The sequence below is a fragment of the Roseovarius sp. MBR-154 genome (genome assembly GCF_053628595.1).
The window spans coordinates 62,730-85,576 of the sequence record NZ_JBRJGR010000016.1 but is presented as its reverse complement, the minus strand read 5'-3'; the positions used below and the strand labels follow the sequence as shown (position 1 = coordinate 85,576).

The following is a 22,847-nucleotide window of genomic DNA, read 5'->3' as shown; positions in this document are numbered from 1 at the left end:
GCTCAGCTTGCCGCCCGGCTCATCTTGTCGAGATGGGCGCGCAACTGTTCAGCCTCGTAGCGTGCCTCGCGCAAACCCTCCATCGTGGCCGAAAGCTCCGCCTCGGCCTGACTGAGTTGATTGGTCAGTTCCGCCTCGCGCTGCTGGAGATAGGTGATCGCCTGATCGCGGGTCTCCTCGGCCTCGTGCAACTCCTGCGCCATGCGCTCCAGTTCGCCGACATCCGACGCCCCAACCCGAATGAAGCGATGCACCAGCCAATTGGCAAACCAACCCATGCAGAACGCCACGAAAAGCACGATGGCGGTGGCGATGATAAACTCAGTTCTGTTCATCCGGGGTCGGGTCCTGATTGGGCGCGTCTGTCTCCTGCCCTTCTTCCCCCGTATCCTCCAGGCTTTCAAGCGCTGTTTGCTCCTCGACCACCGGCGCGGGGCGGATCACCTTGAATTCGATGCGGCGATTGATCTCGCGCCCCTCTTCGGTGTCGTTGTCGGCAATCGGTTCGCTCTCGCCGTAACCCTTGGCCTCGATGGTCGAGGTCAGCACCCGCCGCAGCCGCAATTCGTTGAGCACCGCGCGCGCGCGCTCAAGGCTCAACTGCCGGTTCATTTCCTCGCGACCCTGGCTGTCAGTGTGGCCGCCGATCTCCATTTTAAGCTCACCACATTCCTTCAGGATCTCGGCGATCTCGTCCATGATCGCAGATCCTTGCGAATCGATCCGCGCCGATCCGGGCTCGAACCCGATCTTGCGGTCATTCTGCACCTCGGCGATCCGCGCCTCACACTGCTCGGGCGTGGGCAGTTGCGCAACCGGATCGAGCGCCGCCTTGTAGGACACGTCGAGCGTAAACCGCCCCGCCTCGCCCAGCTTGTCGGACAACAGTTGCGACAATTCGGTGCCCGCGCTCTTGCGCCCGGTATTGCCGAGCACGTCGAGGCTGTCCGGGGTGACAGTCACGGCACCATTGGACAGGTACGAGAGCGCCTCGAGCCCCAGGAGCACCCGCATCGACCAGTCGCGCGGCAGGTTCTCGGCCACACGGGCCGTGACATGCACCGCGTCCGAGGCAAAGCGCGCCTTGGCAAAGCTTGTGACCGTCTCGCGCAACTGCGCGCTGCCAACGCGCCCGCGCAGCAGAACCTGCCCCTCGGGCGACAACGTCGCGATGAATTCAGGCGCCACCGGCGCGTCGGTCTCGGGCGGTTCGGGCAAGATCGCCTTGAGGGCGAACACCTCGGGCAGATCGGCCTCGAGCCGCCCGACCACATCGTCAAACAGGCTCTCGTCAGTACCCTCTGGCGCCCAGAGGGCGATATCGGCATCCGAGAAAGTCACGCTGCCGCCGCCCAGTTCTTCCACCGCCGCAATCGCCAGTTCCGCCGCCCGCGCCCATCGCGGCGAGGGCACGCCCATGCCGACGGTGCACTCGGCCTTGCCCTGCAATCCGGCCTGGCCCGCCGCCCGCAGGATGCGGTCGCGCGCCTCCGAGGTGTCGGCAGAACAGGCGTCGAACCGCGCCCCCCCGGCATCGACGACGAAACGCAGGGTGAAGGGCGTGATCACCGGGCGCGGCGCGGAGATATCGAGCGCGAGGCGCACATCCTCGGGCACCCGCCGCGCCAGCGCGGTCTCGACCCGGCGTTGCTCGGCCAGGCTCTCGGCCATGGCGGTGATCTCCACCCGCTCGGCACTGACCGAAATCTTGGTGCGCGGCAACTCCCCCAGCGAGCGCACCGCATAGCGCAGCGCGTCCTCCCATGTTTCCGGCGCGGGATGATCGGCGGTGTCCAGCAAATCGGCCACCGGCGCGCCGCCCGTCGCCTCGGCGATATCGGCCATGAGTTGATGATGGTCCAGCGTTGCGGGCACCAGGCCGATCAGGGAAATCCCGCTCTCGTTGCGCAGGATCTCGATGGCAAAGCGCGGCGGCGCGATCTCGCCCGCCTCCTCCACCAGCATCTGGTCGATCACCCGTGCGGCGTCGACCACCGACCCCGCCACCGACAGCGCCTCGAAACGCTGCGCCTCCGAGGGTGCCGTACCTGCGAGAAACACCTGCAACCCGTCAGTATCGACCTCTGTCCAGACCAGCCCGCGCTGATCGAGTGCCACGCGCACACCGTGCCTCGATCCGTCCTCGATCGCGCTGACCGCAAAGCCAGCCGCAATCGTGCTGATCGCGACCGCCCCCATGAATGTCGCGCCGATGGTGAAGACCGTGGAGAACCGCATGAGACCGTTGCCGTTTGTTGCGTGTCCCGCGTGTTTAGGCCCGCACAGGGGCAAGATCAATCACAGCAGCAGCGCGACGGCGAAAAACGGCACAGGCAGCAGCCCGGCATCGCGATTCGAGCGGAACAGCATGAGGAGTCGGCCATTGTCCTCCAGGTCCAGCCTGCGCATCTGTCCTTGCATGTGCCAGCCCATCGCCCATGGCCCGCAGAGCGCCACCAGCAGCGCGGAAAGGCCCTCGGGCACCGCCAGAATCACCGCCACCGCCATCAGCGAGACTGTCGCCACGAGAAACCAGCGCAGCCAGCGCGGGGAATTCTCACCAAAGAGTCTTGCAGTGGATTTCACCCCGATAAGCGCATCGTCCTCGGCATCCTGATGCGCATATATCGTGTCATAAAAGAGCGTCCAGGCGATGCCCGCAAGATACAGCACCAGGGCCGGGGCCTCCAGCCGTCCGCTGTGCGCCGTCCAGGCCAGCAAGGCCCCCCAGTTGAAGGCGAGGCCAAGGAAAATCTGCGGCCACCAAGTGAAGCGCTTGGCAAAGGGATAGATCGCGACCGGCACCAGCGACAGCACCCCGAGCGCGATGGCCGCCCAGTTGAAGGTCAGGAGAATCCCGAAGGCCACCAGAGCCTGCGCTCCCATCCAGATCATCGCCCCCCGGATCGTCACCTGCCCCGACGGGATGGGCCGCGACGCCGTGCGCGCGACCGAGCCGTCGATATGCCGGTCCGTGATGTCGTTCCAGGTGCAACCCGCCCCGCGCATCAGGAATGCGCCGACGGCGCAGCCGGTGAATATCCACAGATCATGCCAGCCCGCCTGCCCATCCGACAGCATCGCCAGTGTCAGCCCCCACCAGCACGGCAACAGCAACAGCCATGTGCCGATGGGCCTGTCGGCCCGGCTCAGCCGCAGATAGGGCCGCGTCGCGGGCGGGGCCAGCCGGTCCACCCAATTGCCGCGATAGGCGTCGGCGACCCTGCCTTCGGCCTCTGGCGTCTGGTTCTCTCCGGTCATATGTTGGCCCCATGAAAACGGCAAAGATCAGGCTGTATGTAGAGCACCCCCTGGGGCAAGGGCAAACCATTCCTCTGTCCCGCGATCAGGCGCATTACCTCTTTGGCGTGATGCGTCAGGGGGTGGGCGACGCGGTGCTCGTCTTCAACGGGCGCGACGGCGAATACCGCGCCGAGGTGGCCGAGGCGGGCAAGCGCGGCGGCACGCTTGACGTGAAGGAGCAGACCGCCCCGCAACGCAACCCGCCCGACCTCTGGCTGCTGTTTGCCCCGATCAAGAAGGCGCGCACCGATTTCATCGTCGAGAAGGCGGTCGAGATGGGGGCGGCGCGGATCATCCCCGTGCAGACCGATTTCACCAATTCCGAACGCATCCGGCAGGACCGGCTTCAGGCCCATGCCGTCGAGGCGGCGGAACAGTGCGGCGGCACATTCGTGCCCGCAGTGACCGAGTTGCAAAAACTCGACACGCTGCTCGCCAACTGGCCCGAAGACCGCCAATTGATGTTCTGCGATGAGGCGCTTGCCGGGGCGGGGGCCACGCTTCGCGCGGCGGGCGGCGGCGCATGGGCGATCCTGATCGGCCCCGAGGGCGGCTTTTCCGAGAGCGAACGCGGGCGGCTCTCGGCCCTGCCCTTCGCGCATCCGATAAGCCTCGGCCCCCGCATCCTGCGCGCCGATACCGCCGCCGTCGCGGCCCTCACGCTCTGGCAACAGGCGCTTGGGGACTGGGCATGAGTTTCATCCGGCCACAGGCGCGCGCCGCCCTCTGGCGCTGGCGCGAGGTGCTGACCGGCGCGGGGCTGGCCGCACTTGGCCTGTGGTGGACCCTCGGCACCGGGGGGCTGCTGCACTGGCTGGGCTATGTCCTGCTGATCGGCGCAGGCGCGATGCTGATGATGGGCGTTCAGCGCGGGCGCTTTCGCGGCAAGGCAGGCGGCCCCGGCGTGGTGCGTGTGGACGAAGGACAAGTCGCCTATTTCGGCCCACTCACGGGCGGCGTCGTGGCGATCCGCGATCTCGACCGGCTCACCCTCGACCCCTCGGGCCGGCCCGCCCATTGGGTTCTCAGCCAGCCACAGGCCCCCGACCTGCACATCCCCGTGAATGCCGAAGGAGCCGAGGCGCTCTTTGACGCCTTCGCCACCCTGCCGGGCCTGCGCACCGAACATATGCTGACCCAGATGCGCCGCCTGCCCGAACACCCGACGGTGATCTGGCAGCGGCGCGCACCCGTCACTTCATCCTTCCGGCTGCATTGACACCGCCCGCGATTGCCGCCAACTGTGACCCGCGACAATAGATGCGCAGCGCTTCAGGAGGCCCGACCATGTCCATCCCTCAATCCGGCGGCGGGCCGATTGAACACCACGAACAGCTTGCCGAATACCTCGCAAGCGGCTGCAAACCCAAGTCAGATTGGCGCATCGGCACCGAGCACGAGAAATTCGGCTACTGCAAGGACACCCTGCTGCCGATTCCCTACGAGGGACAGCGCAGCGTAAGCGCCGTGCTCGAAGGGCTGCGCGACGGCCACGGCTGGGCCCCTGTCGAAGAGGGCGGCAAGCTCATCGGGCTGGAAAAGGACGGGGCCAATGTCTCGCTCGAACCGGGCGGACAGCTCGAACTCAGCGGTGCGCCGCTGGAGAATATCCACCAGACCTGCGACGAGGTGAACGTGCATCTCGCCGAGGTCAAGGACGTGGCCGACAAGGTGGGCGTCGGCTTCATCGGGCTGGGTGCCGCGCCCGTCTGGACGCATGAGCAGATGCCGATCATGCCCAAGGGCCGCTACAAGCTGATGGACAGCTACATGCAGAAGGTCGGCACCATGGGCCAGACCATGATGCGCCGCACCTGCACCGTGCAGGTCAATCTCGATTTCGCTTCCGAGGCGGATATGGTGCAGAAATTCCGCGTGGCGCTTGCCCTACAACCGGTTGCCACGGCGCTCTTCGCCAATTCGCCGTTCCTGGAGGGCAAGCCCAACGGCCACAAGTCATGGCGCGCGCGGGTCTGGCGCGATCTCGACCCCGACCGCACCGGCATGCTGCCGTTCGTGTTCGAGGAGGGGTTCGGCTTCGAGCAATATGCCGATTACGCGCTCGATGTGCCGATGTATTTCGTCTATCGCGACGGGCAGTATATCGACGCTTTGGGCCAGAGCTTCCGCGATTTCCTGAAGGGCGAACTGCCCGCCCTGCCCGGCGAGAAACCCACGCTCAGCGATTGGGCCGACCACCTCACCACCATCTTCCCCGAGGCGCGGATCAAGAAATTCATGGAGATGCGCGGTGCCGATGGCGGGCCATGGCGCAGGCTCTGCGCGCTGCCCGCGTTCTGGGTGGGGCTGATGTATGACCAATCCGCACTCGACGCCGCATGGGATCTTGCCAAGGGCTGGGACGCCGAGACCCGCGAGGGGCTGCGCATTGCTGCCAGCGTTGACGGGCTTCAGGCAAAGGTGAACGGCATCGACATGCACGCTCTGGCGCGCGAGGTGCTCGACATCTCCGAATCCGGCCTCAAGGCGCGCGGATGCGCAGGCGGCGGTGGCCTGATCCCCGACGAGACGCATTTCCTTAACACGCTGCGCGAAAGCGTCGAGACGGGCAAGGCCCCCGCCGACGAGTTGCTGGAACATTACCACGGCGACTGGCAGGGCGACCTGAGCCGCATCTACGCCGAATTCAGCTACTGATCCGGCGCAGCACGGCCGCCCGCGTCACAGCGCCGCACGTCCACGCGCTCTTGCGTATCCGGGATATTTTTGCATCTCGGGCCACCAAACGTCGAAATTTGGCGCAAATGGCGTGCGAAAACGCAAATATCGGGAAAACTGAAATCCTAACCTCTGGTAGAGTGACGCACCGGGTCGATTGAACCACACCCGGAACGCCAACCAACGAGGGAACACTATCATGTCTGGAAAATTCGTCGTCGGCTACGACGGCAGCGTGTCCGCGCGACGCGCATTGGAGTTCGCGGTGGACCGCGCCCGCGCGCAAGGCGGCACCATCGTGCTGACCCACGTGCTGGAATGGTCGCCCTATTCCTTTCTCACGCCACAGGAACTGGAAGAGCGCCACGCCCGCCGCAAGGAGGAGATGACCCGCGCGGAAAAGGCGATCATGACCACGGTCAAGGCGGAACTCGACGATGCCGGCCTCCCCAACGAAGTCGTGATCCGCTACGGCAACACCGCCGAAATCCTCGGCCGCGTCGCCAAGGAACACAACGCCGTGCAGATCATCATCGGACGTGACGGGCAATCGGCACTTGGTGCGCGGGTTTTCGGGTCGGTCGCGGGCGCGCTCGTGCAGACCGCACCGGTGCCCTGCACCATCGTGCCGTGATGCAATCATAAGAACAGGGATGAAACATATGAATCGCAACGCATTTTCCGCGGCCCTCGCCGCGGCGGGGCTCGCGCTGATGAGCGCGCCTGCCTTCGCACAAGAGCAGGCGGCCTCGCTTGACGACAAGGTCAATCAGATCTTTGCCAGTTCCACAGGCTGGTTCGTCAACCTGATCTTCTCCAACTTTCCGGGCACCACGTTTCCTTGGATCGTGGCCTGGCTGGTGGTCGGTGCCACGGTTTTTACTCTATACTTCGGCTTTATCCAGTTCCGCGCCGTGGGTCATGCCATTGCGCTGGTAAAGGGCGATTATTCCGATCCCAACGACGCCGGTGAGGTCAGCCACTTTCAGGCGCTTGCCACGGCGCTGTCGGGCACCGTCGGCCTCGGCAATATCGCCGGTGTCGCGGTGGCGGTCAGCATCGGCGGGCCGGGGGCCACGTTCTGGATGATCCTCGCGGGTCTGATGGGCATGGCGTCGAAATTCACCGAATGCACCTTGGGCGTGAAATACCGGAATGAATATCCCGACGGGCGCGTCTCGGGCGGCCCGATGTATTACCTGACCAAAGGGTTTGCCGAACGCGGTCTGCCCGGCGGCAAGATCCTCGCCGTGCTGTTTTCGATCTTCTGCATCCTCGGCGCGCTCGGTGGCGGCAACATGTTCCAGGCCAACCAAGCGCATCAGCAGATTTCCGGCATCGTCGGGGCCTATCCGGGCTGGATCACCGGTGTGATCTTTGCCGGTGTGGTCTTTGCGGTGATCGTCGGCGGTCTCAAATCCATCGCCAAGGTGACCGAGAAGGTCGTGCCCTTCATGGGTATCCTCTATGTCGGCACGGCGCTGATCATCATCGCGATGAACGCCGATCAGATCGGCTGGGCCTTTGGCCAGATCTTCGAAGGGGCCTTTACCGGGCTTGGCGTCGCGGGCGGCATGGTCGGTGCGCTGATCCAGGGTTTCAAGCGGGCGGCGTTTTCCAACGAAGCCGGTGTCGGTTCTGCAGCGATTGCCCACTCGGCGGTGCGCACCAAGGAGCCGATCACCGAAGGCTTCGTGTCGCTGCTCGAGCCGTTCATCGACACGGTCGTAGTCTGCACGATGACGGCGCTGGTAATTGTTATCTCACAACAACTGATTGTTGGCGAGAATTTGGATTACGTGCTTTATGGCCTAAACGACGTAAAGGAAATTGCGGCCCAAGCCAATTTACCAGCAGTCGCAGCGGAAGCTATTCAAAACGCAACGTCAATAGATGCGGTAAAGTCGGCCCTTTCAGAAATCCCAGAAGATGCTGCACGAAACTTTTCTGTCACCCCAATAAATGAAATGATCTCGGCGGTTGGGCGTATCAAGACAGTTGGGGACACCTCAGGCGTGGGCCTCACCTCGGCGGCCTTCGGCAGCGCGATCAGCTGGTTCCCCTATGTTCTGGCCGTCGCCGTCGTGCTCTTCGCCTTCTCGACGATGATTAGCTGGTCCTATTACGGCCTCAAGGCCTGGACGTACCTCTTCGGCGAGGGCGAGACCAAGGAACTGGTGTTCAAGATCATCTTCTGCATCTTCGTGGTGATCGGCGCCGCCGCCAATCTCGGCCCGGTGATCGACTTCTCGGATGCGGCGATCTTTGCCATGGCGGTGGTCAACATCATCGGCCTCTACTTCCTGATGCCGATCGTCAAGCGCGAGCTCAACAGCTATATGAGCCGCCTGAAATCAGGTGAAATCAAGAAGTTCATCTAGGGTCCCACATCCCCGACAAGAGCCGAAGGGCCATCGCGCAGGCGGTGGCCCTTTTTATCTTCCCAACGCGTCCATAGGTATAAGTGGTCTTCAGAAGGTGAGATCCAAAGGAGAATACGCCATGGACAAAGAGACCTACGAAAAGAAAATGCAGGCCCAGCTCGATCAGTGGAAAGCCGAGATCGACAAGCTTCAGGCGCAATCGCGCGAGGCGTCCGCCGACATGCAGGCCAAGTACAACGACCAGATCTCGGACCTGCGCGAACGCCGTGACGAGATGGAGCGGCATTACGACAAGATCCACAAAGCCAGCCAGGAGGCGTGGAAAGACTTCAAGACCGGGGCCGATCAGGCCTGGGACAACATGTCGAACGCGATGAAGTCCGCATGGAACCGCTTCGGCTGAACCGGGTCGGGCGAGCATGACTTGACATTGCGCGCAGCCTGGCACAGGGCTGCGCCATGACAGACACGCAAGAGCCGCGCGCCGCGCGCCAACAGGTTTACACGCTGCTGGTGGAAATCGGCCGCAAGACCGGAGACGGCCTGCCCGACAAGGCCACAGGTGCCGCGCTCCTTGTCTTCGCCTCCGGCGTTGACGAGGCCGAAGCGGTGCGCGAGACCGTCGCCATTCTCAAACAGGCCGATACCGCGCCGCTCGACGTCACCGGCTACGGCACGTCGGCCGAGCGCGAGGCAGAAGGCGCCGAGATATCGGCAGAGGAGCGCACCCTGATGCAGCGCGCGCTGGAAGAAAACGCCGTGATCGTCGCTCAGATGACCCCGTTCTTCGACTGAGCGGCACCCCGAAATCCCGGTCACGATCCTGTGAGGAACCGGCCCGCCCCCAGCCCCGCCCTACACATCGACCCGTGGTCTACCTATGTCGCGCACAGGACGCCCCAACAGGAGGATCGAGCAAATATGCCCATCACATTCACCCGCCGCCACGCCCTCGCCACCGGCCTTGCCACGCTCGCCACACCGAGCCTGCTGCGCGCCGAAACATCGGTCAATCGCCGCAACGCCTCGGCTTTCGTCAAACGCGATTGGCGCGATCACTTCGACAACCTCGGCGAAGGCTGCCTGCTCGCCGATATCGACAGCCGCGCGGTGCATTACTGGGGTCCGGATGGCGAGACCTATGCGCTCTACCCCTCCTCTGTGCCGATGACCGAGGAACTGACCCGGCGCGGCTATACAAAGATCGTGCGCAAGCGCGTCGGCCCCGACTGGACCCCGACCCAATCCATGCGCGAGCGTGACCCCTCGCTGCCCGCCTACATGCCGCCCGGCCCCGACAACCCGCTCGGCACCCACGCGCTCTATCTCGGCTGGCCCGCCTATCTGGTGCATGGCACCCATGACACCCGCAAGATCGGGCGGCAGTCCTCCTCGGGCTGCATCGGCTTGTACAATCGGCATATCGAAGAGCTGTTCGGCATGGCGCAGGTGGGAACGCAGGTGCTGTTGCTCTGATCCTGCCAGGACAAGCGTGATGGCGGGGCATCGGCACCCGCCATTCCGCCGCTATTGGCGCGCCTTCTCGATTGCGGGCAAAATCGTGTTCTCCATCACCCGGTCGGTGATCGGCCCGGCAAAGCGCAGCACGATCTGCCCGTCGCCGTCGATCACATAGGTCTCGGGCACACCGTAGACGCCCCAATCGAGCGCCATCCGGCCCTGTGCATCGGCGCCCATCGCGGTATACGGATTGCCCAGCTCTTCCAGAAAGCCGAGCGCGTTGCCGGGCTTGTCCTTGTAGTTCACCCCGTAGATCGTGTGGCCACTTTCGGCGAGTTCCTCGAGGTTGGGATGCTCGACCCGGCAGGGCGCACACCAGCTGGCCCAGTAGTTGACCAGCGTCACCTCGCCCGCGCGCAGATCGGCATCGGTGAAGGGCGCGCCGTCGCCCAAGGGAGTGACCGCCACCGCCGGTGCCGCCTTACCCTGCAAGGCAGAGGGCAGTTCATTGGGATTGTCGCGCCCCAGCCCGACGAGGGCCAGCCCCGCGAAACCCGCGAATATCACCAGCGGTGCGATCATCAGAGGTGACAGTTTAGCCATTGGATTTCACCTTGCGTTCAACCTCTTTGAGGTCACTCTTGATGCGCTTCGACCGCCGCAGGCTGAGCCAGACGATGAGCGCCAGCAGCGCCAGTGAGACGGCATAGGACGACAGCACAGCATCGGCGTATTTTCCCAGATCAGGCATCATGCCCCCATCCTCTCCCGGGCCAGCAGCGCGCGCATCCGGCGGGCGCGGATTTCGGTGCGGGTGCGCATCAGCACCAGCGCGATGAACAGCAGCACAAACCCCGCTATCGCGACTAGGAGCGGATACCAGAACACATCGGCCACGTTCTCTTCCTTGTCGAGGCTGAGCGAGGCGCCCTGATGCAACCCCTGATTCCAGAAATTCACCGCGTAGCGGCTCAGCAGCGCAAAGACAGACCCCACCAGACACAGGATCGAGGTAAGATCGGCGGCGGTGTCGTCATTCTCGATCGCCTCCCACAGGGCGATATAGCCGAGATAGAACAGGAACAGGATTAAAAAGCTTGTGAGGCGCGGATCCCAGGCCCACCAGGTGCCCCACATCGGCTGACCCCAGATCGCCCCCGTCAGAAGGGCGATCACCGTCATGATCATGCCCACGGGGGCGGCGGCGCGGGCGGCAAGTGCGCTGACGTGATGGCGGCGCACGATCCAGACAAGCGAGGTGACCAGCATCATCAGCCAGGCATTGATCGCCATCAGCGCCGCAGGCACGTGCAGGTAGATGATCTTGACGGTAGAACCCTGCCGGTAGTCATCCGGCGTGAAGAAAAACCCCCAGACCAGCCCCACCACCAGCGTCAGCGCCGCAGACCACGCGAACCACGGCAGCACCCGGTCGGTGGTCTGGATGAATTTCTTGGGATTGGCATATCCCCAGAGCGCATTCAGGCTCATCCCGTTTCCTTTGTTCATCGCAGGTTGACCCTCAATACCGCAGCCGAGGCGAAAGGCAAAAGCGCGATGGTGCCGCAGGTGATCCCCGCGAGTAACAGCAGCGGTGTGGTGATATCAAACCCTTCCGCACCGCGCCGGGCCATCTCGGCTCCGAAGATCAATGTAGGCACGTAGAGCGGCAGCACAAGCAGGCTGAGGAGCAATCCGCCGCGTTTGAGGCCCACGGTCAGCGCCGCGCCGAACGTGCCGATCACGCTCAGCGCGGGCGTGCCGAGCGCGAGCGAGAGCGTGAGCCAGAGAAAGCCCGCCTCGGGCAGGTTCAGCAGCACGCCCAGAACCGGCGCCACCAACACCAGCGGCAACCCGGTCGTGAGCCAGTGGGCGAGCGCCTTGACGCTGACGATCCCCTCCATTGGCAGGGGCGAAGTGGCGAGCAGATCGAGGCTGCCATCCTCCCAGTCGAGCGCGAAGATGCGGTCGAGCGACAAAAGGCAGGCCAGAAGCGCGCCGAGCCACAGGATGCCCGGTGCGATCTTGGAGAGAAGCGCGCTTTGCGGCCCGACGCCGAAGGGCACCAGCACCACGACGATCAGGAAGAACGACAGGCCAAGACCAAAGCCGCCGCCCGCGCGCATCGCCAGCCGGATATCGCGCATCAGCAGCGCGATCACAGGAAGGCCCCGTCGAAATCTTCGATATCGAGCGGCTTGGCCCGAAAGGGCGCGACGTCGAGTACCTGCGCCTCCGCCAAACCAAGATCGATATGCGTGGCGATGAGTGCGGCCCCGCCCTGTGCCAGATGGGCGCGCACGGCGGCGGCGAACATCGCCACGGCATCGGTATCTAGCGACACGGTCGGCTCATCCAGAACCCAGATCGCGCGGCCCGTTACCAAAAGCCGCGCTAGCCCCAACCGGCGTTTCTGCCCGGCCGACAGCGCACCTGCGGGACGTGCGGCCAAGGGGTCGAGGGCGAATGCGTGCATTGCTGCTGAAATATCATGATTGCCAAAGGCTTGCGCCCAGAAGTTGAGGTTCTCAGCGACCGTGAGCGTCGGCTTGATCCCGTCAGCATGACCGGCATAGACGAGACTTTCGGACGTTACTTCGACCGTGCCCGAAAGTGGCGGTTGCAACCCGGCAATGGTGCGCAAAAGCGTGGTCTTGCCAATGCCGTTCGGCCCGCGCAGGACCATCGCCTGACCGGCCCCGAGCGACAGGTTCAGCCCTTCCAGCACGGGTATCCCGCCGCGCGCTATGCTCAGATCGGTCACGGTCAGCATCATGCGCCCGCTTTAGCCCGAAACCGGGCGCGCGGAAAGCGCCAAGGCTGCGCGCATCGTCACACCGGCAATGCCGCCACCGCCACGCGCCGCCCCTCGGAGAGGAGCACGTTATAGGTGCGGCAAGCGGCGGGGGAACTCATTGTCTCGACCCCGACATTGGCCTCTTCCAGCGCGTGGCGCAGATCGGCGGGGATATGCGCGACCTCGGCGCCGGTGCCGATGAAGATCACGTCCACCTCCTGGGCGAGATCGAGGAGCGGTTGGGTATCCTCGAACCCGCCCCAGCCGCGCGCCGATTGCACGGTCACGAGGATCGCGCCCTCTATCACCTCGCCCGCGACGCGGAAAAACCCCGGACCGTAGCCGTCAATCGGCGTGGCCCCGGCAAAGCTGATTTCGGTCATCTGCATGGCAGCGTCTCCTTCAGGTCCAGAGTGGCAGGCCGCTCAGCACGGCCAGGCCGATCACGGCATAGGCGGCCCAACGGTAAAGCCGCTCGTGGCGCGGATCAAACAGCGCCTGCCCGATCAGCGAGGTGATGAAATAGGGCACCGCAAGAACCAGCGCGAGCAGGAAGATATGCCATTCGACCCGGCCCTGAAGCAGTAGATTGGCGACGATCACCACATCAAGCACGGCCAGGAACAAGATGGTGTTGGCACGCACGGTCTGCGCCAGCGACTGTCCGGCGAGGTAGAACAGGATCACCACCGGCCCGGTAAGCCCCGTCAGCCCGCCGATTACCCCGGCCACCGCGCCGATGGCGATGAGCATCGGGCGGCTGACTACACCCGAAAAGCGCCAGCCCGCGATCAGCGCGCCGAGTGTGATGGCGGCGACCGTCGCCACGATCCAGCGGATCGTCACCGGGTCGAGCATCCCCATGAGCCACAGGCCAAGCGGCACGGTGATCAGCGCGGCGAGCGCCAGCACCCCCACCTCGCGCCGGTCCGCCTGCCCCCAGGCGCGCGGCAGAAGCGCCGAGGTGCTGGCAATGCCGGTCAGGGTGATCACCCCCACCACCACCTGCGGCGCGAGGAAAATGCCCGCAACCGGCACAAAGATCAGCGCCGTGCCGAACCCGGTGAACCCCCGCACGATCCCCGCGAGACCGATCGCCAGCATCAGCCAGGGCAGCCCCGGCGCGGCGAGCGCCGTGGCCAGCGCCTCAGGCATCCACATTGGCGAATTGCGTGCCGGCGTTGGCGTCGGGCTTGGTCCAGTCGCGCGTGACACCCAGCCACATCAGCACCGTCGAGGCCACGAAGATCGACGAATAGGTGCCGACGACCACGCCCCAGATCATCGCGAAGACAAAGCCACGGATCACGTCACCACCAAGGAAGTAGAGCGCGAAGAGCGCCAGAAGCGTGGTGACCGAGGTCATCATAGTTCGGCTCAGCGTCTCGTTGATCGAGATGTTGAGCACTTCGCGCAGCGGCTTCTGCTTGTATTTGCGCAGGTTCTCGCGAACCCGGTCGAAGACCACCACCGTGTCGTTGAGCGAGTAGCCAACGATGGTCAGCAGTGCCGCGATGATCGCCAGATCGAACTGGATCTGCAATTCCGAGAAGACGCCCACCGTCAGCGCCACGTCATGCACAAGGGCGATCACAGCACCCACGGCGAACTGCCACTCGAAGCGCAGCCAGATATAGATCAGCACCGCACCGATGGCGAGCGCGACCGCGATGATCGCGGCCTGAATAAGCTCACCCGAAACCTTGGGCCCGACGCTCTCGACCGAGGTGAACTCGATATCCGGCACCGCCGACTGCAAGGCCGCCTCGACCTCGGCGATCACCTGCGGCGAGACGCTCTCGGTGTCGTCCTGTGCCTGAATGCGGACCATGGCGACGTTCTCATCGGGGCCAAAAGTCGGGTCGAACACTTCGGTGATGCTGATGTCACCCAGCCCCAAAGAGCCGACCGCGTCGCGGTATTGGCCCACATCCACCGGCTCGGCGCTTTGCGTGCGGATCGTGGTGCCGCCCTTGAAATCAATGCCGAAATTGAGCCCCTGTAGCCCGAAAGAGCCAAGCGCCACGAGGATCATCACGCCGGAAATCCCCAGCCACAGCTTCCACCTGCTGAAGAAATCGAGCGAGGTCTGCTCCGGTACAAGGCGCAGCGCACGACCTTGCAGAACGGTTTTGGGGCGTTTGCGTTCGAACCACATCACAGCGATCAGGCGGGTGACGAAAAGCGCTGTGAAAACCGAAGTGATGATACCAAGACCGAGCGTGATCGCAAATCCACGTACCGGGCCGGAGCCCATGACGTAGAGGATAAGCGCCGTGAGGAAGGTGGTGATATTGGCATCGACGATGGCGCTCATTGCCTTTTCATAGCCCAGGTCGATGGCGCGGGCCGCCCCCTTGGCGGTCTTCATCTCTTCCTTGATCCGCTCGAAGACCAGCACGTTGGCATCCACCGCCATGCCGATGGTCAGCACGATCCCTGCGATGCCGGGCAAGGTCAGCGTCGCTCCGATCAGGCTGAGCAGGCCGAAGATCAGACCCACGTTGATGATGAGGGCGATATTGGCAAAGATGCCGAAGCGGCCATAGCTGAGGAACATGTAGACCAGCACCAGCACGAAAGAGACAGCCGTGGCGATCTTGCCCGCCTCGATGCTGTCCGCTCCTAGTTCCGGACCGACAGTGCGTTCCTCGAGGAATTCCAGCCCCGCAGGCAACGCCCCTGCGCGCAGCAGCACCGCCAGTTGGGTGCTCTCCTCGACGGAGAAATTGCCGGTGATGATGCCCGATCCGCCGGGGATGTGGCTCTGGATCACCGGCGCGCTGATCACCTCGCCATCGAGCACGATGGCGAAGGGATTGCCGATATTGTCGGCGGTGTAATCGCCGAACTTGCGCGCGCCGGTCGGGTTGAAGCGGAACGACACCGCGGGCCGCCCGTTCTGGTCGAAATCGGGTTGCGCGTCCACCAGCTCCTCGCCGGTCACGACGGGGCTGCGTTCAAGGATGTAAAACACGCCCTGCTCGTCGAGCGAGGGCAGGATCTCGTTGCCAACGCCCGGGTTTTCATCCGCGTCGGAGGACCGGCTCACAACCGGCTGAAAGGTCAATTGCGCGGTGGTGCCGATCAGCTCCTTGACCTCGGCCGCCGAGCCGATGCCGGGCACCTGGATGAGAACCCGATCGGAACCCTGCCGCATGATCGTCGGCTCGCGCGTGCCGGTCTCATCGATGCGGCGACGGATGATTTCGAGCGCCTGCCGCACGGTACGTTCATCGGTCGCGCGCTGTTCGGCCTCGCTCAGGCGCACGATCACGTCCGGCCCGTCGGTGGTCACGTCGATATCGGTGGATCCCGCGCCGGTCAGGCTGGTGACCGGCCGGGCGAGGCCACGCACGAGGCTCGCCGCCTCGTCGGCCATCTCGGGGCGCTCGACCAGACGCACGCGCAATTCGGGACCCTCGGCATCTTGCAGGCGGATCGGGCCGACGCGGTCGCGTTCCTCGCGCAACAGGTCACGCACTTCCGGCCACATGCCTTCGACCCGTGCGGCATAGACATCCTCAACCTGAACCTCGGCCAGCAGGTGGGCGCCACCGCGTAGATCGAGGCCCAGATTGACCAGATCGGACGGCATCCAGTCCGGCCAAAGTGCCATTTCGTCCTGAAGCGCAGCCGGATCGGCCCCGGCCTCGATGGCCGCCGCAGCGTCATTATGCGTCTCGACCCGCGCGTAGAAGGCATTCGGTAGAGCCAGCAGCAGACCGAGCGCCACAAGACCCCAAATGACAAGGCGTTTCCACAGGTCGATTTGCAACATGATATTGCCTTTTCAATGGGTTAGGCGCGTAGGTGACGGTAGGGCTCAGCCCTCGGCAGGCTCGGTCTTGGAGAGAACCTGCGCGATGGTTGAGCGCACGACGCGGACCTTGACGCCCTCCGACAGTTCGACCTCGATCTCGTTGTCGTCCTTGACCTTGGCCACCTTGCCGATCAGGCCACCCTGGGTCACCACCTGGTCACCCCGACGCAGGGATTCGACCATCGCCTTGTGTTCCTTGAGCTTTTTCTGCTGCGGACGGATCAGCAGGAAATACATGATCACGAAAATCAGAATGAGGGGAATGAACTGGCCGAAGGCTTCCATTGGGTGCTGTCCTTGTCTGATGTGCCGGGGCGGAGGCCCCGCGAATTGAGCGGGAACCTAAGGTCGGGGCGGAGCATTTGCAAGGCGGGAAAGCCCGGTTGCGACCTTGCGGCAAACAAGCAGAGCAGAGCGCGTCGGTTGGCTTCGCAAAACCCGCCAATGCGCGGTCTCTTGGCCCCGGCGCCGCGGGTCTGATGCCCGTCCAGACCAAAGCGGTATGAAAAAACCCGCACCGGAGGGCGCGGGTTTCAGATGCTTCACGTCGTGCCGGTGGACACTCAGCCGGCGCTCGCGCCTTCCTTCTTCTTGCCCTTCGACTCGGCATAGATGATCAGCGGGGCGGCGTCCGACGTGACCGCCTCCTCGTTGACGACCACCTCCTCGACATTCTCCAGGCTCGGCAGGTCGAACATCGTGTTGAGCAGGATATCCTCGAGGATCGAGCGCAGGCCGCGCGCCCCGGTCTTGCGCGCGATCGCCCTTTTGGCAATCGCGGTCAGCGCATCGTCGGTAAAGGTAAGCTGCGCACCCTCCAGTTCGAACAGCCGCTGATATTGCTTGACCAGCGCATTCTTGGGCTGCGTCAGGATCGTCACCAGCGCGTCCTCGTCGAGATCCTCCAGCGTCGCCAGCACCGGCAGACGCCCGACGAATTCAGGAATCAACCCGAATTTCAGCAGGTCCTCCGGCTCCAGATCGGTGAAGATCTCACCGACGCCACGCTCATCATTGCCGCGCACATCGGCACCAAAGCCCATCGCGCTGCCCTTGCCGCGCTGCGCGATGATCTTGTCGAGCCCGGCAAAGGCACCGCCGCAGATAAAGAGGATGTTGGTGGTGTCCACCTGCAGGAATTCCTGCTGCGGATGCTTGCGCCCGCCCTGCGGCGGCACCGCGGCGACGGTGCCCTCCATCAGCTTCAAGAGCGCTTGCTGCACCCCCTCGCCCGACACGTCGCGGGTGATCGAGGGATTCTCGGACTTCCGGGTGATCTTGTCGACCTCGTCGATATAGACAATGCCACGCTGCGCGCGCTCGACATTATACTCGGAGGATTGCAGCAGCTTGAGAATGATGTTCTCCACATCCTCGCCGACATAGCCCGCCTCGGTCAGGGTGGTGGCATCGGCCATGGTAAAGGGCACATCGAGGATGCGCGCCAGCGTCTGCGCCAAAAGCGTCTTGCCGCAGCCGGTGGGGCCGATCAGCAGAATGTTCGATTTGCTGAGTTCGATATCGCTCTTGCCGGAATTGTTCAGGCGCTTGTAGTGGTTGTGCACCGCCACCGACAGCACCCGCTTGGCCATCGCCTGCCCGATCACGTAATCATCGAGCACCGCGCAGATGTCATGCGGTGTCGGCACCCCCTCGCTCGATTTCAGCCCCGCGCTCTTGGTTTCCTCGCGGATGATGTCCATGCACAGTTCGACGCATTCATCGCAGATGAACACGGTCGGCCCGGCGATGAGCTTGCGCACCTCATGCTGGCTCTTGCCGCAAAAGCTGCAGTAAAGCGTGTTCTTGCCGTCGCCGCCGGAATTCGTTGCCATCACGTACCTTTCAGACCCTGCGCCGCTCTGCGTCATGCGGCCCGGTCAGGGCCTTTGCTCTGTCTTTCGTCTCTCCCGCCAGCTTAGGACAGGCGGAAAAGCACCACAATCCGAAAATCGCGCGCCCCCGGTCAGGGTGCCGTGATCGCCTTATTTTTCCTCGTCGTCGTCCCTGGCGCGATTCTCGACGATCTCGTCGATCAGGCCCCAGTCCTTGGCCTCCTGGGGCGACATGAAATTGTCGCGCTCGAGCGCATCCACGACCTTCTTCAGGGTCTGACCGGTATGCTTGACGTAAATCTCGTTCAGCCGGTCCTTGAGCTTCTGGGTCTCCTTGGCGTGGATCATGATATCCGTGGCCTGGCCCTGATAGCCGCCCGAGGGCTGGTGCACCATCACCCGGCTGTTGGGCAGCGAGAACCGCATCCCCGGCTCGCCCGCCGTCAGCAGAAGCGACCCCATGCTCGCCGCCTGCCCCACGACCAGCGTGCTGACCTTGGGCTTGATATACTGCATCGTGTCGTAGATCGACAGGCCCGAGGTGACGACACCGCCGGGGCTGTTGATATACATGCTGATTTCCTTCTTCGGATTCTCCGCCTCGAGATGCAAAAGCTGCGCCACGATCAGGCTCGACATGCCGTCATGCACCGGACCGGTGATGAAGATGATCCGCTCCTTCAGAAGACGCGAGAAGATGTCATAGGCGCGTTCTCCCCGGCTGGTCTGCTCGACGACCATCGGCACGAGGGTGTTCATGTAGGTTTCCATAGGGTCGTTCATCTGGGCCCGCCTGCTGTTTTGCCCGGGCCTGCCTGCCCGGGTCGATGGGATTTGCCGACCGTACCCGGCCAGTTGCTAAGGGAGTCTTAGTGTCGCGCCCAATGGGCTGCAAGGGCGTCGCTTTAATTTGTGGCACCCCGCGCCGCACCTGACGCTTTTGCCGCCACAGCCGGTCACTTTTTCGCGTGCTCGCCCGCACATGTTTTGCAGAACACCGAAAAACGCGCTAAATACTCGCATAAAACTCATAGCGGATGCAAGAAACATGCCCCTGCCCGTCCTCGACGACAGCACAAGCCCGGAAGAAATGGACCGCATGGTCGAAAACGCGACCACGGCCGCCAATTTCCTCAAGGCAATCAGCCATGAGGGGCGCTTGATGATTCTGTGTCATCTGGTCTCGGGCGAGAAATCCGTAACCGAATTGGAAGAGCTGCTTTCGGCCCGGCAGGCGGCGGTGTCGCAGCAGTTGTCGCGCCTGCGTCTCGAAGGGTTGGTGACCACCCGGCGCGAGGGCAAGGCCATTTATTACAGCCTTGCCGATGAACGCCCGCGCCGCGTGCTCGAAGTGGTGTACGAGCTGTTCTGCGCCCCCGACGCGCAGGGGCGCAACGCCTGATCAGGCGGCTTTGACGGTCTTGTCCACCGTGAAGGGGGCAAAGACCTCGTCCACATCCGTGTGGTTCACGTGGTTGGAATAGTTGCTGATCGTCTTGACGGCCATCGCCAGGATGATCTCCAGCACGTGAATATCCGAGTAACCTGCGGATTTGAACGCCTCGGCCTCCGCCTTGGTCGGCAGGCCGCGCGTCTCCCACATGTGATAGGTAAAGCGGCGCAGCGCCTCAAGCTTGTCATCATCCAGCGATTTGCCATCGCGCAGCGCCTGCGTGTGCGCCTCAGACAGCTTCGAGACCTTGATCGCCAGCATCGAATGCGCGGCGGTGCAATAATCACAGCCATTGGCCAGCGAGATGGTCAGGAACACGACCTCCTGCTCCGGCGGCGTGAAATTGGCCTGCGTGCGAAAATGATCATAGCCGTGCAGATAGGTGCTAAGCAGGCCCGGATTGACGGCCATACCACGATACATGTTCGGCACGAAGCCCAGCTTGGCGCGGGCCCCGTCCAGCAGGTCCTTTGCCAGACCCTCGGCCTGATCGTCGCTCACGGGGGTGGCGTCCACCTTGTATTCAGCAGTCATGTAACCCTCCTCTTGTTGTGGGTGCAGCATAGCTAATACGGCGACCGCCGCGATGTAACCGGCAGGACGTTCACCTAAACGTGAGGCTGGTGCGGGACTGCGGGACGAGCTGTGCGATACTGCGCGAGCCAAGGCCGTAACGCCTGTCGCGACACGCAGGCATTGACATTCCGGAGAGAAATGGTGCGGTCGAGAAGACTCGAACTTCCACGGGTGTTACCCCACAGCGACCTCAACGCTGCGCGTCTACCAATTCCGCCACGACCGCACGTGTTCAGGTAGGTGCGCGCCGTATAAGCAACCTGATCGGGATTGTGAAGGGGCAAAACCATTGCCCCTCCGGATTTTTTCAACACCCGTCTTTCCCGGTCTTCGCGCCCGGTCACTCGAACGAGAATGTGGGCAGGGTCGAGGCCGGTTGCACCGTTTCCTGCGGCTTTGGTGCCTGCGCGCCCTGCGACTGGAACGCGGCCTTGCGGAGAAGCGCGTTACGCCCCGAATTGCCGGGGGCAAAGGCCGGCTCGGCGCCGTTTTCCACCGCCGTCACCGCCCCGTCATACCAGGCCAGAGCCAGGTCGGGCCGACGAGTCGTGCCGAACCCCTCGTTGAGGTGATGGCCCATCAACTCGCCATAGGCTTCCTCGCCCACGGCGGTGAGCAACAGCCCCGAGCCGAGCGCGACATTCATGTTGTCGATCCGGTAGCCGACCGACAGGCAGATCTTGGCGGTGCCCGCCAGCTGCGCGGGCGACTGGCCCGATTGCAGCACGAAGCCGCGCACATCGCTGATCACCGCGTCCCGCTCATTGAGCGACAGCGCCGAGACATAATCCCGCATCGCCGGGCCGAAGGCGCGGCACTGCTCCTCCAGCTGATCGGACGTCACCCCCTTGAGGTTGGCGGCCATGGTCTCGCCCTCGGCGATGGCATAGGTCCGCGCAAGGCAGAACTGCTCGTTCAGGGCAAAGCGCGCGTCAGACAGCGAGGCTTCGGTCACGAACCCGCCATTCGAACTTGTGATCAGGCTGACCTGGTTGCAATGCGAGGCCAGCGACGGCCCGTCGCCGCCCGAGGCCATCAGGTTGGGCAGCGCAAACGAGGCAGGCTGCTGGGTCGATTGCTCAGCCTGCGGCACCTGCGCGGCCTGCGGTACCGCAGCCATCACCGGCGATTGCGCCTGCGGCGCAGGCACCGGGGCTGCTGCATAGGTCGGCACACCCACGGCTTCATCGCGATAGGCGTAAAGGAGCCCGCGCGTGCCCTGCCCGCGCTGCGCGATCAATTGCGACGTCGCGGCACCGCTGCTCTGCGCGCGGTAATAGGACGAGATCAGGAACTGGCGCTCGTAATCGGCCAGGTAACCGCTTACCGGATAGCCCATATGTCCCTGAAATTGTGACACGGCATTGCGCGTGTTGCGTCCCGGCACCCCGTCCGGCGTGCCTGCAGGAAAACCGAAATAGTTGAGCGCTGTCTGCGTCTCGCGCACCTGTTGACGCTCGACCGAGTTGCTCGGCGCAGTGTAGACCCGGCGCGTGGTGTTGGTGGTGGTCGTCGTGGTGCGCCTGCGCTCACGCGCCTTGGCGCTTTCGTTCACGATGATCCCGCTGACCGCGCCGCCGACAAGGCCACCGACCAGGCCATCCGCGAAATCCGCCGCCGCGCGCCCGGCGGGCAAGGCCAGCGTCGCGGCCAGCGCCGCCATCACAATTCGCTTTGAAACCATCTCTCTTCTCCCGTAATCAGCTACAAGACACTATGTCACCACCTTAGCACAACTTTCCCTGTCTCGACGCAGCGAGTCCAGCCTTGACCCCCGAATCCCTCATCGAGACCGATCAAAATGGCGTGGAGTGGCATGTCTCCGCCGGTTTGACCTGCTATCCTCAGGCGGTCGAGGCGATGGAGGCGCGCGCCGCGCGAATCGCGTCCGGCGACGCCGCCGAGGCGATCTGGCTGCTCGAACACCCGCCGCTCTATACCGCCGGGACCTCGGCCAGGCCCGCCGATCTGACCGATCCCGACCGCTTTCCGGTCTATGCGTCCAGGCGCGGCGGGCAATATACCTATCACGGCCCCGGTCAGCGCGTGGTCTACGTGATGCTCGATGTGGGCCGCCGCGGTCGCGACGTGCGCCGTTTCGTGCAACAGCTCGAGGGCTGGGTGATCGCCACGCTCGATCAATTCAATGTGACCGGCGAGATCCGCGAGGGCCGTGTCGGCGTCTGGGTGGCACGCCGTGACAGGCCGCTCACCGCCACCGGCCAGCCGCCCGAGGACAAGATCGCCGCCATCGGCATCCGCCTGCGCAAATGGATCAGCTTTCACGGCATCTCCATCAATGTGGAGCCGGATCTCGAGCATTTCACGGGAATCGTGCCCTGCGGCATCACCGAGCACGGGGTCACGAGCCTTGTCGATCTCGGCCTGCCGGTGACGATGGCCGATCTCGACGTGGCGTTGCGGCGCTGCTTCGACGGCGCATTCACGGCCCCCGACCGCGCGGGCTGATGCCCGTCCCGGCCCTGCGGCAAAGTTGAGCTTGCAACATGGGTCAGCCGATCTATTGTCCTAACGG

General features: G+C 63.9%; 26 protein-coding genes and 1 tRNA gene. 10 read left to right on the top strand and 17 right to left on the bottom strand.

The annotated features are described in order from the left end of the window. Positions 1–2: 2 nt before the first annotated feature. From ACSSV4_RS17015 to ubiA, 3 genes are read right to left on the bottom strand one after another with little or no spacing between them, the layout of a single operon-like run. A complete protein-coding gene (locus ACSSV4_RS17015) occupies positions 3–335 on the bottom strand; it encodes a hypothetical protein (RefSeq protein WP_454276287.1) in 333 nt (110 codons plus the stop codon). Then, complete coding sequence (locus tag ACSSV4_RS17010) at positions 322–2,238, bottom strand: OmpA family protein (protein ID WP_454276286.1); 1,917 nt, start codon at positions 2,236–2,238, stop codon at positions 322–324. Before ACSSV4_RS17010 ends, ACSSV4_RS17015 begins: the two co-directional genes overlap by 14 nt. Before the next feature lie 60 nt (positions 2,239–2,298). Continuing rightward, positions 2,299–3,261: a 4-hydroxybenzoate octaprenyltransferase gene (gene ubiA, locus ACSSV4_RS17005; protein WP_454276285.1), complete on the bottom strand. Its 963-nt coding sequence runs from the start codon at positions 3,259–3,261 to the stop codon at positions 2,299–2,301. Positions 3,262–3,272: 11 nt separating this feature from the next. On the opposite strand from ubiA, the gene ACSSV4_RS17000 reads away from it, so the two are divergent. From ACSSV4_RS17000 to ACSSV4_RS16965, 8 genes are all read left to right on the top strand, one after another. Further along, positions 3,273–3,998, top strand: a complete 726-nt coding sequence (locus ACSSV4_RS17000) for a 16S rRNA (uracil(1498)-N(3))-methyltransferase (RefSeq protein WP_454276284.1) — start codon at positions 3,273–3,275, stop codon at positions 3,996–3,998. Further along, on the top strand, positions 3,995–4,522 hold the full coding sequence (locus ACSSV4_RS16995; RefSeq protein ID WP_454276283.1) for a hypothetical protein: 528 nt from the start codon (positions 3,995–3,997) through the stop codon (positions 4,520–4,522). The genes ACSSV4_RS17000 and ACSSV4_RS16995 overlap by 4 nt, the downstream gene beginning before the upstream one ends. A gap of 68 nt (positions 4,523–4,590) precedes the next feature. Then, positions 4,591–5,961 (top strand): glutamate--cysteine ligase, encoded by a 1,371-nt coding sequence (locus ACSSV4_RS16990; protein ID WP_454276282.1) that lies wholly within the window; start codon positions 4,591–4,593, stop codon positions 5,959–5,961. Positions 5,962–6,181: 220 nt separating this feature from the next. Continuing rightward, entirely contained in the window at positions 6,182–6,616 is a 435-nt protein-coding gene (locus ACSSV4_RS16985) for a universal stress protein (protein WP_454276281.1), read from the top strand. Between the two features lie 28 nt (positions 6,617–6,644). After that, on the top strand, positions 6,645–8,363 hold the full coding sequence (locus ACSSV4_RS16980; RefSeq protein ID WP_454276280.1) for an alanine/glycine:cation symporter family protein: 1,719 nt from the start codon (positions 6,645–6,647) through the stop codon (positions 8,361–8,363). Positions 8,364–8,484: 121 nt separating this feature from the next. After that, positions 8,485–8,769 (top strand): hypothetical protein, encoded by a 285-nt coding sequence (locus ACSSV4_RS16975; RefSeq protein ID WP_454276279.1) that lies wholly within the window; start codon positions 8,485–8,487, stop codon positions 8,767–8,769. Between the two features lie 56 nt (positions 8,770–8,825). Then, positions 8,826–9,161, top strand: a complete 336-nt coding sequence (locus ACSSV4_RS16970; RefSeq protein ID WP_454276278.1) for a hypothetical protein — start codon at positions 8,826–8,828, stop codon at positions 9,159–9,161. 126 nt (positions 9,162–9,287) lie between these two features. Then, entirely contained in the window at positions 9,288–9,842 is a 555-nt protein-coding gene (locus ACSSV4_RS16965; RefSeq protein WP_454276277.1) for a L,D-transpeptidase, read from the top strand. A 51-nt stretch (positions 9,843–9,893) separates the two neighbouring features. Here the strand turns inward: ACSSV4_RS16965 and ACSSV4_RS16960 are convergent, their stop codons facing one another. The 11 genes from ACSSV4_RS16960 to ACSSV4_RS16910 all read right to left on the bottom strand — a co-directional run bounded on the left by ACSSV4_RS16960 (position 9,894) and on the right by ACSSV4_RS16910 (position 19,065). Next, positions 9,894–10,430, bottom strand: a complete 537-nt coding sequence (locus ACSSV4_RS16960) for a DsbE family thiol:disulfide interchange protein (RefSeq protein ID WP_454276276.1) — start codon at positions 10,428–10,430, stop codon at positions 9,894–9,896. Then, positions 10,423–10,581, bottom strand: coding sequence for a heme exporter protein CcmD (ccmD, locus tag ACSSV4_RS16955; RefSeq protein WP_454276275.1), 159 nt, complete (start codon positions 10,579–10,581; stop codon positions 10,423–10,425). Before ccmD ends, ACSSV4_RS16960 begins: the two co-directional genes overlap by 8 nt. After that, the gene (locus tag ACSSV4_RS16950) at positions 10,578–11,318 is read right to left on the bottom strand and encodes a heme ABC transporter permease (RefSeq protein ID WP_454276296.1); all 741 of its coding nucleotides are present in this window, start codon (positions 11,316–11,318) and stop codon (positions 10,578–10,580) included. Before ACSSV4_RS16950 ends, ccmD begins: the two co-directional genes overlap by 4 nt. A gap of 14 nt (positions 11,319–11,332) precedes the next feature. Further along, on the bottom strand, positions 11,333–11,989 hold the full coding sequence (gene ccmB, locus ACSSV4_RS16945) for a heme exporter protein CcmB (RefSeq protein ID WP_050661176.1): 657 nt from the start codon (positions 11,987–11,989) through the stop codon (positions 11,333–11,335). Next, positions 11,986–12,603 (bottom strand): heme ABC exporter ATP-binding protein CcmA, encoded by a 618-nt coding sequence (gene ccmA / locus ACSSV4_RS16940; RefSeq protein WP_454276274.1) that lies wholly within the window; start codon positions 12,601–12,603, stop codon positions 11,986–11,988. Before ccmA ends, ccmB begins: the two co-directional genes overlap by 4 nt. A 56-nt stretch (positions 12,604–12,659) precedes the next feature. Next, complete coding sequence (locus ACSSV4_RS16935; protein ID WP_454276273.1) at positions 12,660–13,013, bottom strand: Mth938-like domain-containing protein; 354 nt, start codon at positions 13,011–13,013, stop codon at positions 12,660–12,662. 13 nt (positions 13,014–13,026) lie between these two features. After that, positions 13,027–13,779 (bottom strand): TSUP family transporter, encoded by a 753-nt coding sequence (locus ACSSV4_RS16930; protein WP_454276272.1) that lies wholly within the window; start codon positions 13,777–13,779, stop codon positions 13,027–13,029. Next, complete coding sequence (gene secD / locus ACSSV4_RS16925) at positions 13,772–16,405, bottom strand: protein translocase subunit SecD (protein ID WP_454276271.1); 2,634 nt, start codon at positions 16,403–16,405, stop codon at positions 13,772–13,774. The genes ACSSV4_RS16930 and secD overlap by 8 nt, the downstream gene beginning before the upstream one ends. Positions 16,406–16,450: 45 nt before the next feature. Continuing rightward, on the bottom strand, positions 16,451–16,732 hold the full coding sequence (gene yajC / locus ACSSV4_RS16920; protein ID WP_454276270.1) for a preprotein translocase subunit YajC: 282 nt from the start codon (positions 16,730–16,732) through the stop codon (positions 16,451–16,453). Between the two features lie 278 nt (positions 16,733–17,010). Next, positions 17,011–18,282: an ATP-dependent Clp protease ATP-binding subunit ClpX gene (clpX, locus tag ACSSV4_RS16915; protein ID WP_454276269.1), complete on the bottom strand. Its 1,272-nt coding sequence runs from the start codon at positions 18,280–18,282 to the stop codon at positions 17,011–17,013. 150 nt (positions 18,283–18,432) lie between these two features. Further along, complete coding sequence (locus ACSSV4_RS16910) at positions 18,433–19,065, bottom strand: ATP-dependent Clp protease proteolytic subunit (RefSeq protein WP_454276268.1); 633 nt, start codon at positions 19,063–19,065, stop codon at positions 18,433–18,435. A 265-nt stretch (positions 19,066–19,330) separates the two neighbouring features. Here ACSSV4_RS16910 and ACSSV4_RS16905 point away from each other — a divergent pair, with 265 nt between their 5' ends. Further along, positions 19,331–19,684, top strand: a complete 354-nt coding sequence (locus ACSSV4_RS16905; RefSeq protein ID WP_454276267.1) for an ArsR/SmtB family transcription factor — start codon at positions 19,331–19,333, stop codon at positions 19,682–19,684. Here the strand turns inward: ACSSV4_RS16905 and ACSSV4_RS16900 are convergent, their stop codons facing one another. The 3 genes from ACSSV4_RS16900 to ACSSV4_RS16890 form a co-directional block, all read right to left on the bottom strand. Beyond that, positions 19,685–20,269 (bottom strand): carboxymuconolactone decarboxylase family protein, encoded by a 585-nt coding sequence (locus ACSSV4_RS16900; RefSeq protein WP_454276266.1) that lies wholly within the window; start codon positions 20,267–20,269, stop codon positions 19,685–19,687. It lies immediately after the preceding gene. 181 nt (positions 20,270–20,450) lie between these two features. Continuing rightward, positions 20,451–20,537: transfer RNA gene (locus tag ACSSV4_RS16895), tRNA-Leu, on the bottom strand. 114 nt (positions 20,538–20,651) lie between these two features. Next, positions 20,652–21,995 carry a peptidoglycan-binding domain-containing protein gene (locus ACSSV4_RS16890; RefSeq protein ID WP_454276265.1) on the bottom strand — a complete coding sequence of 448 codons (1,344 nt, stop codon included), beginning with the start codon at positions 21,993–21,995 and terminating at the stop codon, positions 20,652–20,654. Positions 21,996–22,078: 83 nt separating this feature from the next. On the opposite strand from ACSSV4_RS16890, the gene lipB reads away from it, so the two are divergent. Next, positions 22,079–22,780: a lipoyl(octanoyl) transferase LipB gene (gene lipB, locus ACSSV4_RS16885; RefSeq protein ID WP_454276264.1), complete on the top strand. Its 702-nt coding sequence runs from the start codon at positions 22,079–22,081 to the stop codon at positions 22,778–22,780. Positions 22,781–22,847: the final 67 nt, after the last annotated feature.

What these genes read in the sequence shown, in the direction of transcription:
- ACSSV4_RS17015 (WP_454276287.1), bottom strand. Translation starts at nt 335, where the DNA reads ATGAACAGAACTGAGTTTATCATCGCCACCGCCATCGTGCTTTTCGTG.
- ACSSV4_RS17010 (WP_454276286.1), bottom strand. Translation starts at nt 2,238, where the DNA reads ATGCGGTTCTCCACGGTCTTCACCATCGGCGCGACATTCATGGGGGCG.
- ubiA (WP_454276285.1), bottom strand. Translation starts at nt 3,261, where the DNA reads ATGACCGGAGAGAACCAGACGCCAGAGGCCGAAGGCAGGGTCGCCGAC.
- ACSSV4_RS17000 (WP_454276284.1), top strand. Translation starts at nt 3,273, where the DNA reads ATGAAAACGGCAAAGATCAGGCTGTATGTAGAGCACCCCCTGGGGCAA.
- ACSSV4_RS16995 (WP_454276283.1), top strand. Translation starts at nt 3,995, where the DNA reads ATGAGTTTCATCCGGCCACAGGCGCGCGCCGCCCTCTGGCGCTGGCGC.
- ACSSV4_RS16990 (WP_454276282.1), top strand. Translation starts at nt 4,591, where the DNA reads ATGTCCATCCCTCAATCCGGCGGCGGGCCGATTGAACACCACGAACAG.
- ACSSV4_RS16985 (WP_454276281.1), top strand. Translation starts at nt 6,182, where the DNA reads ATGTCTGGAAAATTCGTCGTCGGCTACGACGGCAGCGTGTCCGCGCGA.
- ACSSV4_RS16980 (WP_454276280.1), top strand. Translation starts at nt 6,645, where the DNA reads ATGAATCGCAACGCATTTTCCGCGGCCCTCGCCGCGGCGGGGCTCGCG.
- ACSSV4_RS16975 (WP_454276279.1), top strand. Translation starts at nt 8,485, where the DNA reads ATGGACAAAGAGACCTACGAAAAGAAAATGCAGGCCCAGCTCGATCAG.
- ACSSV4_RS16970 (WP_454276278.1), top strand. Translation starts at nt 8,826, where the DNA reads ATGACAGACACGCAAGAGCCGCGCGCCGCGCGCCAACAGGTTTACACG.
- ACSSV4_RS16965 (WP_454276277.1), top strand. Translation starts at nt 9,288, where the DNA reads ATGCCCATCACATTCACCCGCCGCCACGCCCTCGCCACCGGCCTTGCC.
- ACSSV4_RS16960 (WP_454276276.1), bottom strand. Translation starts at nt 10,430, where the DNA reads ATGGCTAAACTGTCACCTCTGATGATCGCACCGCTGGTGATATTCGCG.
- ccmD (WP_454276275.1), bottom strand. Translation starts at nt 10,581, where the DNA reads ATGATGCCTGATCTGGGAAAATACGCCGATGCTGTGCTGTCGTCCTAT.
- ACSSV4_RS16950 (WP_454276296.1), bottom strand. Translation starts at nt 11,318, where the DNA reads ATGAGCCTGAATGCGCTCTGGGGATATGCCAATCCCAAGAAATTCATC.
- ccmA (WP_454276274.1), bottom strand. Translation starts at nt 12,603, where the DNA reads ATGATGCTGACCGTGACCGATCTGAGCATAGCGCGCGGCGGGATACCC.
- ACSSV4_RS16935 (WP_454276273.1), bottom strand. Translation starts at nt 13,013, where the DNA reads ATGCAGATGACCGAAATCAGCTTTGCCGGGGCCACGCCGATTGACGGC.
- ACSSV4_RS16930 (WP_454276272.1), bottom strand. Translation starts at nt 13,779, where the DNA reads ATGCCTGAGGCGCTGGCCACGGCGCTCGCCGCGCCGGGGCTGCCCTGG.
- secD (WP_454276271.1), bottom strand. Translation starts at nt 16,405, where the DNA reads ATGTTGCAAATCGACCTGTGGAAACGCCTTGTCATTTGGGGTCTTGTG.
- yajC (WP_454276270.1), bottom strand. Translation starts at nt 16,732, where the DNA reads ATGGAAGCCTTCGGCCAGTTCATTCCCCTCATTCTGATTTTCGTGATC.
- clpX (WP_454276269.1), bottom strand. Translation starts at nt 18,282, where the DNA reads ATGGCAACGAATTCCGGCGGCGACGGCAAGAACACGCTTTACTGCAGC.
- ACSSV4_RS16910 (WP_454276268.1), bottom strand. Translation starts at nt 19,065, where the DNA reads ATGAACGACCCTATGGAAACCTACATGAACACCCTCGTGCCGATGGTC.
- ACSSV4_RS16905 (WP_454276267.1), top strand. Translation starts at nt 19,331, where the DNA reads ATGCCCCTGCCCGTCCTCGACGACAGCACAAGCCCGGAAGAAATGGAC.
- ACSSV4_RS16900 (WP_454276266.1), bottom strand. Translation starts at nt 20,269, where the DNA reads ATGACTGCTGAATACAAGGTGGACGCCACCCCCGTGAGCGACGATCAG.
- ACSSV4_RS16890 (WP_454276265.1), bottom strand. Translation starts at nt 21,995, where the DNA reads ATGGTTTCAAAGCGAATTGTGATGGCGGCGCTGGCCGCGACGCTGGCC.